Origin of the sequence: Peptidiphaga gingivicola (assembly GCF_001652275.1) — a bacterium.
In the GTDB taxonomy this organism is placed as follows: Bacteria; Actinomycetota; Actinomycetes; order Actinomycetales; family Actinomycetaceae; genus Peptidiphaga; species Peptidiphaga gingivicola.
Map to the genome: position 1 here is coordinate 443,203 of NZ_LVZK01000001.1, position 16,953 is coordinate 460,155.

14 protein-coding genes and 1 pseudogene are annotated in these 16,953 nt (G+C 63.2%); 5 read left to right on the forward strand and 10 right to left on the reverse strand.

From position 1 onward, the window contains the following. Positions 1-29: 29 nt before the first annotated feature. Positions 30-917, reverse strand: coding sequence for an NAD(P)-dependent oxidoreductase (locus A4H34_RS01830; protein ID WP_064230880.1), 888 nt, complete (start codon positions 915-917; stop codon positions 30-32). A gap of 125 nt (positions 918-1,042) precedes the next feature. After that, positions 1,043-2,521, reverse strand: a complete 1,479-nt coding sequence (locus A4H34_RS01835; protein ID WP_231870915.1) for a four-carbon acid sugar kinase family protein — start codon at positions 2,519-2,521, stop codon at positions 1,043-1,045. A gap of 554 nt (positions 2,522-3,075) precedes the next feature. Here A4H34_RS01835 and A4H34_RS01840 point away from each other — a divergent pair. Continuing rightward, positions 3,076-4,218 carry a trypsin-like serine peptidase gene (locus A4H34_RS01840; protein WP_156510211.1) on the forward strand — a complete coding sequence of 381 codons (1,143 nt, stop codon included), beginning with the start codon at positions 3,076-3,078 and terminating at the stop codon, positions 4,216-4,218. A 9-nt stretch (positions 4,219-4,227) separates the two neighbouring features. Continuing rightward, positions 4,228-4,818, forward strand: coding sequence for a hypothetical protein (locus tag A4H34_RS10820; RefSeq protein WP_156510212.1), 591 nt, complete (start codon positions 4,228-4,230; stop codon positions 4,816-4,818). A gap of 608 nt (positions 4,819-5,426) precedes the next feature. Here A4H34_RS10820 and A4H34_RS01855 read toward each other — a convergent pair. The 3 genes from A4H34_RS01855 to A4H34_RS01865 are packed head-to-tail and all read right to left on the reverse strand — an operon-like array spanning position 5,427 to position 8,957. Continuing rightward, entirely contained in the window at positions 5,427-7,718 is a 2,292-nt protein-coding gene (locus A4H34_RS01855) for an ABC transporter permease (RefSeq protein ID WP_050758769.1), read from the reverse strand. Further along, a complete protein-coding gene (locus A4H34_RS01860; protein WP_064230883.1) occupies positions 7,708-8,436 on the reverse strand; it encodes an ABC transporter ATP-binding protein in 729 nt (242 codons plus the stop codon). The genes A4H34_RS01855 and A4H34_RS01860 overlap by 11 nt, the downstream gene beginning before the upstream one ends. Next, on the reverse strand, positions 8,433-8,957 hold the full coding sequence (locus A4H34_RS01865; protein ID WP_009198130.1) for a PadR family transcriptional regulator: 525 nt from the start codon (positions 8,955-8,957) through the stop codon (positions 8,433-8,435). The genes A4H34_RS01860 and A4H34_RS01865 overlap by 4 nt, the downstream gene beginning before the upstream one ends. 398 nt (positions 8,958-9,355) lie before the next feature. Between A4H34_RS01865 and A4H34_RS01870 the strand changes: the two are divergent. The 3 genes and pseudogenes from A4H34_RS01870 to A4H34_RS01880 all read left to right on the forward strand — a co-directional run. Next, positions 9,356-9,676, forward strand: a pseudogene (locus tag A4H34_RS01870) (ATP-binding cassette domain-containing protein); the annotation flags it as partial. Between the two features lie 38 nt (positions 9,677-9,714). Then, entirely contained in the window at positions 9,715-11,376 is a 1,662-nt protein-coding gene (locus A4H34_RS01875) for a DUF262 domain-containing protein (RefSeq protein WP_064230885.1), read from the forward strand. Continuing rightward, entirely contained in the window at positions 11,373-12,590 is a 1,218-nt protein-coding gene (locus A4H34_RS01880) for a type II toxin-antitoxin system HipA family toxin (protein WP_064230886.1), read from the forward strand. Before A4H34_RS01875 ends, A4H34_RS01880 begins: the two co-directional genes overlap by 4 nt. Before the next feature lie 121 nt (positions 12,591-12,711). Here the strand turns inward: A4H34_RS01880 and rplI are convergent, their stop codons facing one another. From rplI to A4H34_RS01905, 5 genes are all read right to left on the reverse strand, one after another. Then, entirely contained in the window at positions 12,712-13,173 is a 462-nt protein-coding gene (rplI, locus tag A4H34_RS01885; RefSeq protein ID WP_009198125.1) for a 50S ribosomal protein L9, read from the reverse strand. Between the two features lie 14 nt (positions 13,174-13,187). Next, positions 13,188-13,424, reverse strand: coding sequence for a 30S ribosomal protein S18 (gene rpsR / locus A4H34_RS01890; protein WP_009198124.1), 237 nt, complete (start codon positions 13,422-13,424; stop codon positions 13,188-13,190). 75 nt (positions 13,425-13,499) lie between these two features. Beyond that, entirely contained in the window at positions 13,500-14,030 is a 531-nt protein-coding gene (locus A4H34_RS01895) for a single-stranded DNA-binding protein (protein ID WP_009198123.1), read from the reverse strand. Between the two features lie 23 nt (positions 14,031-14,053). Continuing rightward, positions 14,054-14,341 (reverse strand): 30S ribosomal protein S6, encoded by a 288-nt coding sequence (gene rpsF / locus A4H34_RS01900; protein ID WP_009198122.1) that lies wholly within the window; start codon positions 14,339-14,341, stop codon positions 14,054-14,056. A gap of 175 nt (positions 14,342-14,516) precedes the next feature. Beyond that, positions 14,517-16,910: a transglycosylase domain-containing protein gene (locus A4H34_RS01905; protein WP_009198121.1), complete on the reverse strand. Its 2,394-nt coding sequence runs from the start codon at positions 16,908-16,910 to the stop codon at positions 14,517-14,519. Positions 16,911-16,953 lie beyond the last annotated feature (43 nt).

The following is a 16,953-nucleotide window of genomic DNA, read 5'->3' on the forward strand; positions in this document are numbered from 1 at the left end:
TCAGACTGTCGCGCAAACCGGCTTTCGCCTCAGCCCTCCGAGTCCGGGGCGAGAACGCGGATGACCGTCGAATCGTCCATGGCCCCCTGGCCGCGCACGTACCCCATGAGGTAAAGCTGCTCGGCCGCCGCCGCCACGGGAACGGCCATGCCCACGTCCTTTGCCGCGGACGTCACGATTCCCATGTCTTTGACGAAGATGTCCAAGCGCGAGGCGACGTCGGGGTCGCCTCCCTCGTAGGCCTCGATGGCGCGAGGCCCGCGATGGCCCAGCATGAACGACTCTGCGGCCCCGGACATCAGCGCTTCGAGCGCGGTGCGCTGATCGAGCCCAAGCTTGCCCGCGAGCGCGAGGGCCTCGCCCGCGGCCGCGATGTGCACGCCGCACAAGAGCTGGTTGACCGTCTTGAGCGCCTGGCCTTTGCCCGGCTCGTCGCCGACGAGAACCAGTTTGCCGGCCATCGCTTCGAGAACCTCGCGGGCCTTCTCGAAATCGCGCGGGAGGGCTCCGCATGCCACGAGGAGGTCTCCTTCGCCTGCGCGAGTCGGCCCGCCGGAGACGGGGGCGTCCACCAGCCCTATCCCGTCCTTTTCCAGCCGGACGGCGACTGATTCGGCCGCCGCGATTCCCACCGTGGAGGTCAAAATGACGACGGCGCCCTTGGGAAGCGCCGCCACGATTCCCCCTGGGCCGTAGAGCAGGGCCTCGAGTTGGGCGGCGTTTCGCACGGCGACGAGGGCGACGTCGGCTCCTTCAACCGCCTTCGGCGTGTCGGCCGCGACCTTCAACCCGGCCTTTTCAGCCAGCTTGCGCCGTTCGTCCGAGACGTCGTAGGCGAGGACGTCGAAGTCGTTTGCGAGCCGCGTCGCCATGGGAAGCCCCATCGCCCCCAGGCCGAGCACCGCGATTTTGGTCATGTTCTCTCCTTTCGCATCCGCCGTTCGGGCGGATCCGCCGCATACTTGCGTCCTGTTCGATTTGTTGCGCGGGCCCGCCGGCCCGCTGCGCGAGTCGTGCTCGCAGCAAGGGCTTTGCCTGCCTGCTAAGCGAGCTCGTCGGCCGGCTGCGCGAGTTGGCCCTCCCGCCAAGCGAGTTTGTCGACGACGTCGGCTAGCGAGGATGCCGTGCCGACGTTGCCTGCGAAGACGATGTACGGGATTCCCGCGGCCGGGCCGTCCTGACCGGACCACAGCGAGACGATTCCCGGGAGCATCGGGCCCACGACCGTCGCGCGCCGAATGCCGAGGCCCTTGGACGCGACGTCGGAAGACGTGATGCCGCCCTTGGCGACGACGAAGCGGGGCGTCGCCCGCGCGAGGACGCCCTTGACCGTCTCGACGACCGCCGCCGAGACCTTCCGCGAAATCGCGAGCGAATCGTCCGCGTCTGCGCCAGTGACGAGGGTCCGCGAGGTGCGCACTGCCACGTCGCCCTTTTTCAGGCCGGCCGCCGCGGCGTCGATCAGCTCGGCAAGGTGCGGGCCGCGGGAGGAGGGATTGACGGCCTTCGCCACGTCGATCTCCAACTCGAGGGGGCGGCGGCGCGCCCTCAGCTCGGCCAGCTGGCGGGTGGTGAGGTCCACGTGCGAGCCGACGACGACGAGGCCGCCGACGGCGACCTCCCGGCCGGCCCGCGAGGCCTCGATCTCCTCGGGCGTGAGAGGGGCGTGAACCGCCTGCCCGACCCTCGCGCGGACGAAGGGCGGCCCCACCCTGTAAATGAAGCGCGAGCCGGCCCGCTCCGCTCGGATGAGCGCCAGGGCGAGCTGGCGCAGGTCTTCCTCCTCGACGGCGTCCACGACGATCGGCCGGGCGTCGCATGCCGAGGTCAGCAGAGCGACCGCGCCGTCAAGGTCGGTGCGCAGGGTCTCAATGTCGAGCACAAGCACATCGGAGGCGGGCACGGCCCCGCCCGTTTTCTCCTCGACCCATTCGGCCAGGTTCGACGCCGCGTATCCGAAGGTCGCGTCGCGCGCGAACTCGGTCTCGCCCACGGGCAGGTAGCCTTCCCGCGGATCTCCGGCGTAGTGCGTGCCGTGGACGGTGATCCGCCCGGCGTCGCCGAAGGCGGGAACCACAACTATGCCGTCTGCGCGGGCGCCCGTCGCGGATCTCAGGCATTCGGCGATCGTGTTCGGCTCCAGCGGGAAATGTCCGCGCAAAGTCGAGTCTGAACGGGAGACGAAGGCGACGTCGGCGCCGCCCGCCTCAGCAGCTTCGAGAGCCGCGGCCACGGCCTCCCGATTGACGCGTTCGGCGTCCTCGGGGGCGAGCGAGCGCGAATTGACCATGACGTACACGGCCGGGGCGCCCGTTTCGAAGGCCCAGGCGAAATCGCCGACCTCCCAAGACGTCAAAACGGGAAGGCCCGCCACCGACTGGGTCCCGGTGGGGTCGTCGTCGAGGACCACGTACACGGGCCGCATTCCGCTCGCTTCTTGAGCCCGGACGACGTCACCCGCCGAAACCGGGGGAACGGGCGGGAGGCTGCCGAGCAGCAGATCGCGTGATACGCGGGGCATCGTCACTCCTTCGTGTCGCATCGCCCTCCTGCGAGGGCTTCAGGTTAGCTTATCCCCCAATCGAGGCGGGCCGCAAAACACTTCGGCTTCATCCCGCGCCTTTGGACGCTCTGGGATCGGCTCAAACGGGGGCGCCCGGCCGCCATTTTCATGGTTTCAACTCGGTACCACAGTTACGATATCAGCTCTCCTCAGCAAGAAATCTGAGACTCACACTCGTTTCGATCGCCTTTGCGTCTATCGGAGCATTCCGGGATTGGACGCTTTGGGGACAAATTTACCATAGCTTTTTAGCCCGACATTTTGTGGCTTGTCAGCAGCCGGACCACAAGGGTAACTTGTAAAGACATAGTCAAACGGAGTCGGCGACGTCGGATCCGGACTTGCTTTTTCACAACACGGGTTGGCCTCGGCCGGTTCCAGCGACCCACGCCGACGTCGATCGCCCTCGAATAGACAGGCGTTCACGCAACGCCAGAGCTATGCAAACAGTTTCATTGTACGCACACGCGCCCGAGCGGCACCCGCCGCTCTCGGGGTGAAAGTAGGTTATTTTGAGTAAACGACGCATACTCACACGCACCGCGGCCGCAGTTGCGTTCGTCATGACGATTCCCGTTGCGGCCTCGCACGCCGACAACGGCTCGAAAGGCGATTCCGCTGCGGACTCGTCGGCGGAGTCCAGCACCGTCAGCGTGACGGCCCCCATCGCCAAGGCCGACGGAACGAAGGTTGTGACCGCCCACACGGCATCGCTTCAGGTTCGCAAGTCGACCCTCGCGAAGAGCAACACTCCAGCCAAGAGCATAAAGCAGCAACGATCCCAAGCCTACAAAACCGTTGAGGAGTATTGGACCCCCGAGCGAATGGCCAAGGCCAAGCCTGCGCCCGTTCTGGGCTCCGATTCCGCCAAGGCATCGGCCGAGAAGAACGTCGCCAAAGCCGAGCAGGCCCTCAAGAAAAGCGACAAGCTCGCCAATGACAAGCTTTCACGCGCCAACGGCAGAATCTTCTTTCGCGCAGACAACGGCGCTGACTACGCATGCACCGGTTCGGCGGTCAGCAGCCCGACGAAGAGAATCGTCGTCACTGCCGGGCACTGCGTCCACGGCGGCAAAGGCCGCAAGTGGCACACGAACTGGGTGTTCGTTCCCAGCTACGACAACAAGAACAGACCGTACGGCACCTTCCACGCCCAGTACATGCACACTCTTCGCGATTGGGCGAACAACGGAGACGACCAGACCAACACGGCTAACAAGTTCAAGGGGTACGCCTCCGACGTCGCTTTTGTGACAGTGAAGGACAATGAACAGGGCAGGCACCTCACGGACGTCGTCGGCGGGCACAAACTCGTGACTGGCGAAACCTCGAAGTTCAATGCCACCGTGTTCGGCTACCCCAGCAACTTGAACAACGGCGAAAGCCTGCAAATCTGCAATGGGAACACTTTCGCGTTGCGACACGGCGACAAGCTGAACGTCAACGGCATCAAAGACTGCAACTTCGGCCCCGGGTCCTCCGGCGGCCCGTGGCTGCAGAACTACAACGGCGTGACTGGAACCGGCGAGGTTCGCTCGGTCACCTCGTTCGTGGAGACCGAGGCGTCGGATCCGACGAAGTACATTGACAACGGCGGCCCGCACTTCGACAAGCGCGTCAAGGGCCTGTTCGACCTTGCCAACAACGACAAGTGACATGCACCCATGACAGGCGCAGTTCACCGGCTTCGTAAATGGGCGATTCTGCCGATCATCGCATTGCTTGCGGCATCGGGATGTTCGAAGGACCCTTCCTCAGGCCCATCGGCCACGACGGGCCAGCCGTCCTCAACGGACCCGAGTTCGCCTCGGCCTTCCGGTTCGGCTCCCAGCGAGCCGGGTTCCGAAGGAACAGGAGGCGAAGGCCGGTCTGCCGACGCGTCGGGCTCCAGTTCGAGCTCGTCCGCGGATGGCTCTGAGTCGCCTGCGAACGGCTCAGAGCCATCCGCAGGCACTGACGACAAGTCTCGCAACGATCTGGCGGGCGAGCAGATCGCCCCGTGGTCAAGGTTCGAGCAGATCGCCCCCAACCGGTTGAGGTTCTACTTCGACTCGGGCACGGAAAGATGCTACGGGACTCGCGTCGCCGTCAAAGAAACAGACACAAGCGTGGAGGTCGCCACCATCGTCGGCAGGCTTCCCAACGCCCCGGGGGAATGCACTTTGGAGTTGCGCAAGGCCTCGGTGACGGTCAAGACCGACAAACCCATCGGCGAACGCAAAGTCAGCCACCTCGAGGGCATTCAACTCCATTGATCGACCGGGGCGGCGCCAAACGCGGAGCACGCCGAGAGCATTCGTTGGGACGCCGCCCCGCCAGACTTCCTCGCCGAGGAGGAACTCGGGCACAGTGCCACAGGATCTACGGCGTGCTCGCAGCAGACTTCCTCGCCGAAGAGGAATTCGGGTCGGGTCACGCGGCGCCCCGAAGGCACAATGCCCGTCGGCCTGACGGCACAATGGCCCGCTGGCCCGACGTCGAGCGGCCCAATCAGAAGGCATCTGGAAAGATTTCAGCCAGTCTCGGCGTTGAGTTCTGAGCGCACCGGCGCCTTGGCGGCGATTTCGGGGATAATCGCAGGCAATCGCCCACGGCTTCGCTTTTGAAAATTGCATTAATCGCATACAACACGACGCTACACGGGATCCGTTCTGTTCACGGGGGAAAGCGGTTGTTTCACAAGAAACGCCAAAGGCTTGCGAACGGCTGAAAACGAGCCTTGTGCGTCCGGGGATTCGATGAGGCAGGCGCCGGGCGGTGCAGTTCATCGAATCGCCCGGCGCGGCCTGTTGCAGGGAACAGTTACATCTTTCAGGGCGGCGCTTCGGGGCCTTCGGCGTTCGCCGTCGCGACAAGCATCCGTTTACTCGAAACGCACGCTCCCTTCGCCTGTGACCCTGAACGCCGCCTTCACCGTCGCGGCCGTCGAGCAGGCCGCCAACGCGAGGCAGAGGGCAAGAACCGCATAGAATCCGAGGGAGGGCAATCCCACGGTTCGCCTCCCCTCCGATGCGGCGAAGACGACCGCCCAGGCGGTGAAGGCGCCGGCCGCGAGGCACGCGAGGAAGACTCCGGCCACTGGGACGACCGCCTCGATCGAGACGACCTTTCGCAAAACCGCTCGGGGCATCCCGGTCAGGCGCATGAGGCCGAAGGCCCGCCGCCGCTGGATGACGGAGGAGATCGCAGAAACCGTGAGGGAGACGGCCGAGAGCAAGGCGGCAATCACAATTCCAACGTAGGCGATTGCAGCGAACTGGTTTTCAGGCGCCAGGGCGCCCTCAGCGGCAAGGTCGGCCCTGCTTGCCGGAGACGCGCTCAATGGGATTCCGCTGGCCATTGCGCGCGTGCGCACGCGTTCGATCGTCGCCGGCCTGCCGTCGGTGCGGACCAGAATCGCGCGGACGTCCGAATGGGTTTGCACGTCACCCGGCGCTTCTTCGACGTCGAGCGGATCGTCGAGAAACACGGCGCCGATGTTCAACGCGACATACTCGGACCTTTGCGGGCCCGCCACGCCCAAGGCACGGGCCTGCGCCGACGGGAGAATCATCTTCTGATCGGCGGCCGTCGAGCGATCGTCCAAAGCGCCGACCTTGCCTGCCCCGCCGAGTCGCCCGACGGCCACGGCCCGCACACCCGGCGCGTTCACAAGATCTTCGCGCAGCGTCTCGACTGCTCGATCCTCGGTTTTCCCGGCGAATACTGCGACGACCGACATCGGGAGGCGATCGGGGCCGTCGGGAGCGGTTCGCACCCCGGCGGCCGCGGTGACGCCGACGGCGAAGACGGTCACCGTGTAAGCTGCCACCGCCATTCCCGAGACAGTGCGGAAAGAGGCTTTGGGGAAACGGGCGATTCTGTTGAAGGCAATGACCGTCGAGGCGTTGCCCGCCCGGCGCATTCCAACGCGGGCCAGCTGCCGCGTGACGAAGGGACCCGCCACGATCAGGCCGAGGGCGGTGAGAAGGAAGCCAATGACGAGAAGTGGCGTGGAAGGGCGCGCCCCGCCGCGGGCCGAGGCGGCGACGCAGCCCAGGCACCCGAGGCCGAAGGCGAGAGGGAAAAGAGCAGCCGCCCGAGGCGGGCGTTCGGCACGCTCGCGAGATTGACCGAGCGGACCGACGTCGGCGCGAAGCGTGCGCCGCCACGCGACGGCGGCGGCGAGCATGACCGTCACGACCGCGATTCCAGCGATCCAACCTGGAGAAACAAGAAGGTCGTCGTTGTAAAAGCGGCCCGCCCCGACCTTTATCCGGGCGGCCAAAGGGATGGCGGCGAAATACAGGGCGATTCCCGCCAACGCGCCGACTCCCGCAACCGCGCCGGTTTCCCAAGCGGCCACAGCCGCAACCCTCCGCGGGGTCGCCCCTATGAGGCGCAACGCGGCGAAGCGTTCGGCTCGCTGGGACGCGCCTAGGTCCGTGACGATGGCGATGAGGAGCAGCACCGGGATGAGCGTGGCGACTGCCCCTATGAGCGCTATCGCCTTGTACGGGCGGCCGGCGTAATCGACCCCGGCGAAGTCCTCGACGATCTTCGCGTCCAGTCCCGAAGCGGCGAGCTTCGGAACGGTCGTTCCGACGACGGCCATGATCGCCTCCGGGCTTTCAAGCCCTTCTTTCGAAATCGTCCCGATTACTCGTCCGTAGCGTCCGCCGAGCTCGTCGGGCGAAGCGTCGATCATCTGCTTCAGGCGCGGGGAAACCACGGCCTGCCCAGGTCCGGGAAGCGCGCTCACTCCGGGAACCGCGAGCCCCGACTCGGCGACGCCCGCAACATACAGAATCGAATAGTGGCTTCCTCGCCAATGGTCGCTCATGACCGCGGCGGCCGCCCGCCCCGGGCCGAGCGCGCTGTCGTCCTCCAGCTCGACGTTCGACTTGACGACCGAACCCGTCGCAGCCCTTTCGCTGCGCGGCCCGAATCCGCTGTACGCCCCCACAAGCATGAGTAAAAGCGCGACGCCCACCGCGATTCCGGCGGCGATTCCAAGCAACCGGCGTCGGCCCGGACGATTGCCTGCGGCGACAAGCCGGGCAAGTGCGACGTCGCCCCTCTTTTTCGCCGCCTTCTTCGCGGGCCAGGCCATGTCCTTTGGATTCTCGGCCTTCGCTCGGGGCATCCGATGCGTGCGGCCCTCGCTATCCGACATTTCCGACGCCTTCCGCATTTCCGACGCCGCCCCCGAAACTGACCGCCCCGTCGCGGACGATCGCCTCGCGGTCGGCATACGACGCGATTCGCGGGTCGTGGGTGACGATCACCATCGTCGTCCCCCTCGACCGCACGAGGTCGAGGAGCGAATCCATCGTCTTCTCCGCGGCAAGGGTGTCAAGGGATCCCGTCGGCTCATCGGCGAAAAGGGCCGCGGGTTCGGTTACAAGGGCGCGGGCGACGGCGACGCGCTGGGCCTGGCCGCCGGAGAGCTCGCCCGGTCTCTTGTCTCGATGGTCCGCCACATCGAGCTCCTCCAGGGCGTCGCGTGCCTTGACGAGGGCGCTTTTGCGCCGCCATCCGGCCAAGAGCAGAGGAATCGTCACGTTGTCAATGGCCGAAAGGTCGGAAAGGAGCTGACCGAATTGGAAGACGAAGCCAAAGGACCGCAGCCGAAGATCCGACCTCTCCGCTTCGTCCAACCCCGTGATGTCGGCGCCCTCGTACTCGATGCTCCCCTCGTCCGGCGGAAACACTCCGGCCATCACGTGAAGAAGCGTCGATTTGCCCGAGCCCGAGGGCCCCGTGACGGCAAGGACCTCTCCGCGGCCGACGTCAAGGTCGATGCCGCGCAAAGCCTCCGTTTGACCGAAGGAATGCCTCACGCCGCGCACCCGGAATGCGAGCGCCGCATGGTCGTCCGTTTGCCCGCTCACGATCGCACGTCCTCGCGCAGCTCGTTCAGCCGCGAGGCCGTCAGATCGATCCACCGCAGATCGGCTTCGATGTGGAAGAGTGCGTGATCGGCCAGAAGGACCTCGGCGAGGCCGCCTTCCTTCTTGACTTTTCGCAGTTTCCTCATGCGGTCCGTGTGCTCCGCCCTCTGGATGTCGAGAAGCCTTTCTGCGTCGTCGTCGAGCATCAAAGCGATGATCGTCTTGGCGAAGAGGTTCGACCGCAGCGGGCCCACAGGGGCGTCAGGCGTCGCAAGCCATTGGGAAATCCGGTCGCGCCCTTCGGGCGTGATTTCATAGCGTTTGCGCTCCGGCCCGGAACCCGTTTCCGCGCCGACGACGGCGATCAGGCCGTCTCGCACGAGTCGGGCGAGCGTGGCGTAGACCTGGCCGAAAGCCAGAGGCTTGCTCGCGCCGAACCATCTGTCATAGCTGTGCTTGAGGTCGTACCCGTACCCCGAGTCGACTCCCAGCAAACCGAGCAGCGTCAAGGAAGTGTCCATGGCTCAACTATACACCGAATGTATACTTCGAATGCATATTCGTCTCGCACGCCTCGAGGAGGAGCCCGGGATGCAGAGAGCCTAAGGCTGCGAGCGACAACGCGTGACCCCAGAAAGTCCATGCCGGTCGCCCCGCGGGGCGTCCTGCAAGCCGTCTGATGTTGGCCGTGTTGAATTGCGAAGGCATCGGCCGCGAAGGCGGCTCCAGTTGAGGCATCGTTTCACGTTTCGACGAAGCAGCTTCTTTTCCAGAGGCGGCTCGGTGAGCCGATGAAGCACCCTCTCGATCCAGCCGATTCCCGTCATGCTCCGATCGTTCCAATCGAGCGCGGATCTTCGACTCGTTGCTTTCACAAGAATTCCGGGGCGGCGACAGACAGCAGCGCCAACAGGAGGACGGCGGCAAGCGCCAGCGGGTCTCCATCGCGCGGGCCTTCCTCAAGGACGCGCCCATCCTCCTGCTTGACGAGATCACCTCGGCCCTCGACGGCGAGAACGAGGCGGCCATCACCGAGGTCATGCGCGAGCTGGCGCGCGGCAGAACCGTCGTGGTCGTGGCCCACCGGCTGTCGACGATTCGCGACGCCGATCACGTCGCCTTCCTCGAGCCGTCCGACAACGGCGGCCCGGCCCGCATCGTGCAATTCGGCTCCCCGGAGGAGCTGGCCTCCCGAGAGGGGCCGTTCAAGGAGTTCCTGCGGGCCAGCATGCAGGCGTGAGGCAGCCGACGAAGCTTTCGCCCCTTTAAGATTGACGCATGGACGACTCTCAAGCATCTTCAACAAACCGCGATTACACGATCGCTGAGCTTTCTGCACTCGTGACATCAGGCAGACTGCGGCTGCCGCAGTTCCAGCGTTCGTTTCGCTGGGATGCTCAAGACGTTCTCAATCTCTTCGATTCCATACTCCGCGGGTATCCTTTCGGAAGCCTTCTTCTATGGCAACGCGAGGCCGGGGCCGATGATCTGAGGATCGGGGCGCTCGAAGTTCAAGCCGGAGCACGCCAAGACGCCCTGTGGGTGGTCGACGGCCAACAGCGCATCACAAGCCTTGTCAACGCCGTCGACCCAAGAGGAATGGCGGACCCTCGGTTCGCGCTCGGCTACTCGCTGAGAGCGAAGAAGGTCGTTCTGTTGAATCGGAATGAAGGCTCGTCCGTGATCCCGCTTCCTGACCTCTTCGATTTCGCACGGGCACTCGAATGGTTGAGGAACAACCCCGACGTATCGAATGCAGCTGAGAACATCCAGGAGGTCGCGGCCAGACTCAACAGACTTTCCATTCCCGCCATAATCATGGAAGAAGCGAATGAAGGGACTCTACGAGAAATCTTCGACAGGATAAACTACCGTGGCAAGCGGCTCAATCCCGCGGAGATCTTTGACGCCATCCACGGCGGACCCGACCGTGGGCTCACTACCTCAGGGATCGCCACGCACGTAAACGAGCAGACTCGTTTCGGCAGGCTAGACGACACGGTTGTGGTGCAGGCCCTGCTCGTTCGCAGGCACCCAGATATCACCCGCGATCTGCGCAACGAATTCTTTCTTTCGCGTCGAAATATCAGCGCCTTCCCGCAAGAAGACGAGGAAGAAGCTTACAAAGAAACCGAACGCGCTCTGGTGTCGGCGATTCGATTCCTCCAACGGACCGTTGGCGTTCCCCATATGGCTCTCTTGCCCTTCCGATTCCAGCTTCTCGTTCTCACCAGGTTCTTCGCGTTGTTTCCCGAGCCGCACGATCGCAATCTCGAGCTCATCAGCAGATGGTTCTGGCGAACGAGCGTGGGAGCCGAAACACTAGGCATCAGCGGCTCACAAAGAGATTTGCGCTACATGGCCAAGCTCATCGCGCCGGGCAAGGAGTCCAGCTCAGTTCAGCAGCTCATCAAAGCCGCCAAACTGACAATGAAACCGGAAAGCGACTTCACCAACCTCCTCGATCTGACAACGTTCCGCACGGATCGGGCGAATTCAAAAGTCGTCCTCGCAGCCTTGTGGAACAAGCATCCAGTGGACGTTCGAACGAACTCTGCCATGACGCCGGACCAGCTTGCCGATCAGCTCGAAAACGACTCCACGCCGCAAGCCGTGACGATCAAGCTTGCGCCAGATTCCGCAGAAAGCGCGGGATTCGCCGCGAACCGGCTCATTTCCTTCGTCGACCGCCAAGAATTCATCGGGCGTGCAAGTGCGGAAACCAACCTTGACTCGCTTCTTCTCGACGAAAAGATGCTGAGCGCCCTTCAAGAGAACCGCCACGAAGACTTCCTCAGAATGAGATCCGGGGTTCTTCGGCGTTACCTCAATGACTTCCTCGACGCGCGCACCGCCTACGGGCAAGAGGATCGGCCTCCTTTGGAGGACTTCATCTTCGAGGACGGCGACCCGGACGGTGACCCGGGGGCGCCGGCATGAACAGCGAATCCTCGGCCTATACGGTATTCCTCCACGGCGAACACGTGGGGATCCTTCAGTATCGTGGTCGATACACCAAGTTCGTCTTCGACGAAGATTACTGGAATCGCTCAAAGCGGCCAGTCCTTGGACAGTGGTTCGAAAATCATCCTCGCAGACAGCCGAGCGCAACAAACCAAGTGCCGCAGTGGTTCTCGAACCTTCTGCCAGAGGGGCGTTTACGGGAACTCGTTGCTCGCGAGCAGGGGGTAAGCATCTATAACGAGATGGCCTTGCTCGGTCGAATCGGGCGAGACCTTCCCGGTGCCGTCGAGGTAGTCCCAGATCCGGATATCACTGCGAACATCGACGTCGCCGACGTCATTCACATTCCGGATCCTCTGGAATCCACGCCGCGTTTCCCCGTACGCGCCTCGCTGGCCGGTATGACGATGAAATTTTCCGTCTGTCGACAAGGGGACAGGCTCGTCCTGCCAGCTCACGGAGAATCAGGGGACGTCATACTGAAGACGCCTGACGGGCACTATCCGAATCTTCCCGTCAACGAGTTCGCCGTTATGAAACTGGCCGGAAGCATCGGCATTGAAGTGCCCGATGTGAAGCTATATCGCCGTGATCAGATCGACGACCTCGGAGACGGCGCTTGGGTCTCTGATGAGGAGGTTGCCTACACCATTATGCGATTTGACCGTACCGACAACGGTCGAGTTCACATTGAGGATTTTGCTCAGGTTCTGGGACGTTTTGGAATGGGCGAAAGCAAGTACAAATCGAATGTCGAAACCGTCGCAGGCCTTGCTTTTCGAGGATACGACCATGATTCTCTCCAGGAGACGATCCGTCGGATCGTTTTCAATCTCCTCGTCGGCAACGGTGACGCACATTTGAAGAACTGGTCGTTGATCTATCCCGATCGGAAGACGGCAAAACTCTCTCCCGCCTATGATCTTGTCTCCACCGCAACTTACCCCAATCACGCCGAACTTGGCCTTCCCTTCTTCGGCGACGAACGCCTAGAACAGATTTCTCGAAGCCATTTCAAGCGACTCCAAGAAAAACTGCAAGTCGGATCCGCGGACATTCTCGATATTCTGGATGTCACGCTCGAGAACTTCTTCGACGTTTGGCCCAGCATGCGCGAGGAAATGCCAGCCGACGTCGCCCGTTGGATCGACGGCCATGCGTCCCATACTCGCACTCAGCTGACCGGCTGACCTATCGGCGCTGCCATGAAGAATCTGCGTCGCCCTTTCGAAGGAAAGTCGAACGAGAAAGCGCCCAGCCGTCGCAAACCGCCGAAGCGGCTGCGGCGAGCGGGGCGCTTTCCCGGCGCAGTTACTTCTTTTTCTTCTTCTCAGCCACGACCTCGATCGAGATGGTGGCAACGACGTCGTCGTGAAGCTTTGCCGCGGCCTTGTAGGAACCGGTCGACTTGATCGGCGAGACGAGGGTGATCGTGCGGCGATCGACCTTCTTGCCGGTGGCGGCCAAGGCGGCCTCGGCGATCTCGGCGTTGGTGACGGAGCCGAAAAGGCGGCCGTTCTCTCCGGCCGGCTTCACGATCTTCAGAACGTTCGCCTGGAGCGCCTCCTGGATCGCGTTCGCCTCGTCAAGCGATTGGATCGCGCGGCGGCGGCGGGCCTCGGCGATCTGGTCGATCTGCTTCTGACCGCCCTTCGTCCAGCGCACCGCATAGCCGCGGGGGATCAGGTAGTTGCGGCCGTAGCCGTCTTTGACAGTGACGACGTCACCGGCGACGCCAAGCCGGTCGACGTCGTGGGTAAGGATGATCTTCATGCAGAATCCCTCCCTCAGCGAGCCGAGCTCGAGTAGGGAAGCAGTGCCATTTCGCGCGCATTCTTGACGGCGCGGGCGATCTTGCGCTGCTCCTGAACGGTGACACCGGTGACGCGGCGAGCGCGGATCTTGCCGCGGTCCGAGATGAACTTGCGCAGCGTGGCGGTGTCCTTGTAATCGATGTTCTCGATCTTGGCCGACTTCAGAGGGTTGGCCTTCTTCTTGGGCTTGCGAAGAACTGGCTTCGCCATAGTTTTGCTCCTTCAGTTGCGGCGGCCCGCCGGCCGCCAGGCGGCTCGAGCCGCCGAGAAAGTCGAATTGCGAAATCAGAACGGGGGGTTGTCGTCGAACGCAGAACCGCCCTGGGGGGCGCTGCTCCACGGATCGTGGGCCGAGCCGCCCTGGGGGGCGTCGTACGAGGCACGGCCGCCGCCGTAACCTCCGCCGCCCTGGTAGCTGTTGCCGCCACCGAAGTTTCCGCCTCCCGAACCGCCGCCCGCAACCTTCGTGACCTGGGCGCGCGCGTACCGCAAAGACGGGCCGATCTCATCGACCTGCATCTCGAGGCTCGTGCGCTGCTGGCCGTTGTACTCGTAGCTGCGGACGGTCAACCGCCCGGTCACGAGCACCCGCATGCCCTTGCTGAGCGATTCGGCGACGTTCTCGCCGTGCTCGCGCCACACGGAGCAGCGAATGAACATCGCCTCCCCGTCTTCCCATTGCTGGGTTTGACGATTGAGCGTGCGCGGGGTCGACGCGACGGTGAAAGACGCGACGGGCGTGCCCGAACTCACGTAGCGGAGTTCCGGATCGCCGGTCAGATTTCCGACGACGGTAATGATCGGTTCGCCTGCCATGTTTCTCCTTCGGTGTACTGGCCTCAGGCCTCTGCGCGCAGCAGCTTCGTGCGAAGAATGGCCTCGTTCAGGCCAAGCTGACGATCGAGCTCCTGAGCGGTTTCCGGCGTCGCCTTCATGTCGACGACCACGTAGATGCCCTCGGAGCGCTTGTTGATGTCGTAGGCAAGGCGGCGCTTGCCCCAGATATCGACCTTCTCCAGCGTGCCGCCCTCGTTGGGGACGACTTGAAGCAGTTTATCGACGAAGTTTGTGATATTGCGCTCGTCGACGGTCGGATCGATGATGATCATCATCTCGTAATCACGCATGCTGTTCCCACCTCCTCTGGTCTATGCGGTCATGGTCTTTCCATGACAGGAGGGACAATGCGTTTCGGGGCCTTCCCGCCGGGAAAAGACACCGAATTACAAGTTTACTAGGATCGCAGGCTTCGCGCCATCGAACCCACATGGGCAGGAAGGCCCGCGGACCGCAGTCGCAAGGCTAACCTCCTGCGGCGCCGTAGCCCCCGTAACCTCCATAGCCTCCGTACCCGCCTTGTCCGCCGTTGCCGCGTTGCTGGCCGCCGTAGCCGTTTCTGCCTCCATTCCTGTTGGCGGGCCCGTTGGAAGGAACCTCGGTAGACGGCATAGGCGGCTGCGTCGGATACGTCGGCGGATCTGGTTCGTCTTGATCCGAAGGATCAGGCGACGGATGCTTGTGATCATCGTCGTCGTCCGTCGAACTCGTCGTCGGCTCGGGTGTGTCCGTTGTCACGCGCGGGGTCGGCGTCGCGGTGGGAGCCGTCGTGCGGGCGGGCGTCGGCGTCGCGGTCTTCTTCTTCGTCGGGGCGCGGCCGTCGCCGTCGGCCCTCTTCGGCACGTACGAAGGCTTCGCGAACTTCTCAACCTCCATGCCCGCGGTGGCCTTCTTCATGTATCGAAGCCATATCTCGGCGGGAAACGATCCTCCTCCGATTCCGTAGTAGTATTTGCCGAAGGGAGTGAGAACTTCCTCCTTGCCGTCCGCGCCGATCTGGTACATGTCCACGACCGTGACCATTTGCGGGATATAGCCGATGAACCATGCGGACCACGGCCCCGACGACGTTCCAGTCTTGCCGGCGACCGGTCGGCCGAGGGTGCCCGCAGTCGAGCCCGTTCCGTCGCTCTCGGTCACCGACTGCAAAGCGTAGTTGAGCTGGTTCATCGTCTCTTTTTCAAACGTCCGCTTTCCAGCCGTCGGACCCTTGTACTTGGACTGGCCTTTTCTGTCCTCGACCGCGCGCACAATGTGCGGCGTGGCAGTCACCCCTTGATTGGCAAAGGTCGAATAGCTTTTGGCCATGTCGATCGGGCGGGGCGAGGCCGAACCGAGGATGTTCGTCAGGTTGTTGTCCAATCCCGGCGTCGAATCGGGAATCCCCGACTCGACAGCCACCTTCCTGGTGTTCGCCGGCCCCACGCTGTCGTTGAGCTGAGCGAAGACGGTGTTGACCGAATGCTTCGTCGCCGTGACGAGGTCGATCCGGCCGCGGTCCTTTCCGTCGAAGTTCTGAACGGTCACGGAGCCGTTGTAGAACGTTCTGGGGGTCTTCGAGTCGTATGTCTTCGAGAGCGAATAGTCCTTCTGGAGCGCGGCGAGCAAACCGAAAGGCTTGAAAGTGGAACCCGCCTGCGCGCGGTCCTGCGTCACCGAGTTGCGCTGGCGCTTGAGGTAGTCGGCGCCGCCGTACATCGCATAGATCTCGCCGTTCCGGGGGTCGACCGAGACAAGGCCCACGTAGTTGTTCTTCGGCCGATCCTTGGGCAGCCCGTTGACGGCCGCCACCGCGGCGTCCTGCTTGTCTTTGTCGATCGACGTCACGATCTTCAGACCGCCCTGATTGAGGTCGTCGAGGGTGAACTTGCCGCTCGCGAGAAGCTCGTTGCTCACCGCGGAAAGAAGATATCCGTTGGGACCCTTGAAGGCCGTGGCCTGTTTGCGCTCAATCGTCTCGGGGAACTTCTGGGCCCGCCTGTCCGCCTTGCTCAAGTATCCCTCGCCGACCATTCGGTCGAGGACGCGATCCCACTTTTCTTTCGCCTTCTGAGGATTGACGGCGGGATCGTAAATCGTCGGGCCGGGGATGATGCCGACGAGCAGTGCCGCCTGCGAAACGGAGAGTTTGCTCGCTGGAATGCCAAAGTACTTCTGGGAAGCCACTTCGATTCCGTAGGCGCCGCGACCAAAGTAGATGGTGTTGAGATAGTTTTCGAGGATTTGGTCCTTGGACTGCTGCTTGTCGATTTTTATGGCCAGGATGGCCTCTTTGACCTTGCCCAAATACCCTTTCGTGCTGCCGAGGTAGTAACGCTCGACGTACTGCTGGGTCAGGGTGGAGCCGCCCTGTCTCGGGCCGCCCTTGATGTTGTTGACAAACGCGCGGAAGATGCCCTTAGGGGAGACGCCGTTGTTCGTGTAGAAGCTCGAGTCCTCGGAGGCCACGAGGGCGTTCGAAAGATGCTTCGGCAACGTCTTCAATTTGACGGGTTCGCGTTCGTAGTCCGCGAATGTCCCCATCTTCGTCACGCCGTCGGAATAGTAGACGGTGGTGGTCTGCGCCAAGGCGAAGTCGTCCGGTTCGGGAATCTCCGTGGTGGCGTAGAGCGCGACGAAGGACCCGACGAGCAAGGCGAACATCGAGACGAAAGACGCGAGGACGACCCGCCAACTGGGAATCCACCGATGAATCGGCCCGTATCCCCTTCTGGGATAATTCCAGCCGCGCTTGCGTTTGGGCTTCCCTTTGCGCCCATCGGCGTGCTCGGTCGCCTCTGCGGAACGCTCCTTCGTCAACTTGTGCGAAGTTGCCTGTGTGTCCTTGTCTCCCCGCACGTTTCCGGTAGTGGTAGGCATCGGACCTCCCGTGTTCTCTCTCGGAATCGAAACGGTTCCGTGA

Bases quoted from the DNA above. Each gene is read 5' to 3' on its own strand.
- A4H34_RS01830 (WP_064230880.1), bottom strand. From the start codon at position 917: ATGACCAAAATCGCGGTGCTCGGCCTGGGGGCGATGGGGCTTCCCATG.
- A4H34_RS01875 (WP_064230885.1), top strand. From the start codon at position 9,715: ATGGACGACTCTCAAGCATCTTCAACAAACCGCGATTACACGATCGCT.
- A4H34_RS01880 (WP_064230886.1), top strand. From the start codon at position 11,373: ATGAACAGCGAATCCTCGGCCTATACGGTATTCCTCCACGGCGAACAC.
- rplI (WP_009198125.1), bottom strand. From the start codon at position 13,173: ATGAAGATCATCCTTACCCACGACGTCGACCGGCTTGGCGTCGCCGGT.
- A4H34_RS01855 (WP_050758769.1), bottom strand. From the start codon at position 7,718: ATGTCGGATAGCGAGGGCCGCACGCATCGGATGCCCCGAGCGAAGGCC.
- A4H34_RS01905 (WP_009198121.1), bottom strand. From the start codon at position 16,910: ATGCCTACCACTACCGGAAACGTGCGGGGAGACAAGGACACACAGGCA.
- A4H34_RS01835 (WP_231870915.1), bottom strand. From the start codon at position 2,521: ATGCCCCGCGTATCACGCGATCTGCTGCTCGGCAGCCTCCCGCCCGTT.
- rpsF (WP_009198122.1), bottom strand. From the start codon at position 14,341: ATGCGTGATTACGAGATGATGATCATCATCGATCCGACCGTCGACGAG.
- rpsR (WP_009198124.1), bottom strand. From the start codon at position 13,424: ATGGCGAAGCCAGTTCTTCGCAAGCCCAAGAAGAAGGCCAACCCTCTG.
- A4H34_RS10820 (WP_156510212.1), top strand. From the start codon at position 4,228: ATGACAGGCGCAGTTCACCGGCTTCGTAAATGGGCGATTCTGCCGATC.
- A4H34_RS01865 (WP_009198130.1), bottom strand. From the start codon at position 8,957: ATGGACACTTCCTTGACGCTGCTCGGTTTGCTGGGAGTCGACTCGGGG.
- A4H34_RS01895 (WP_009198123.1), bottom strand. From the start codon at position 14,030: ATGGCAGGCGAACCGATCATTACCGTCGTCGGAAATCTGACCGGCGAT.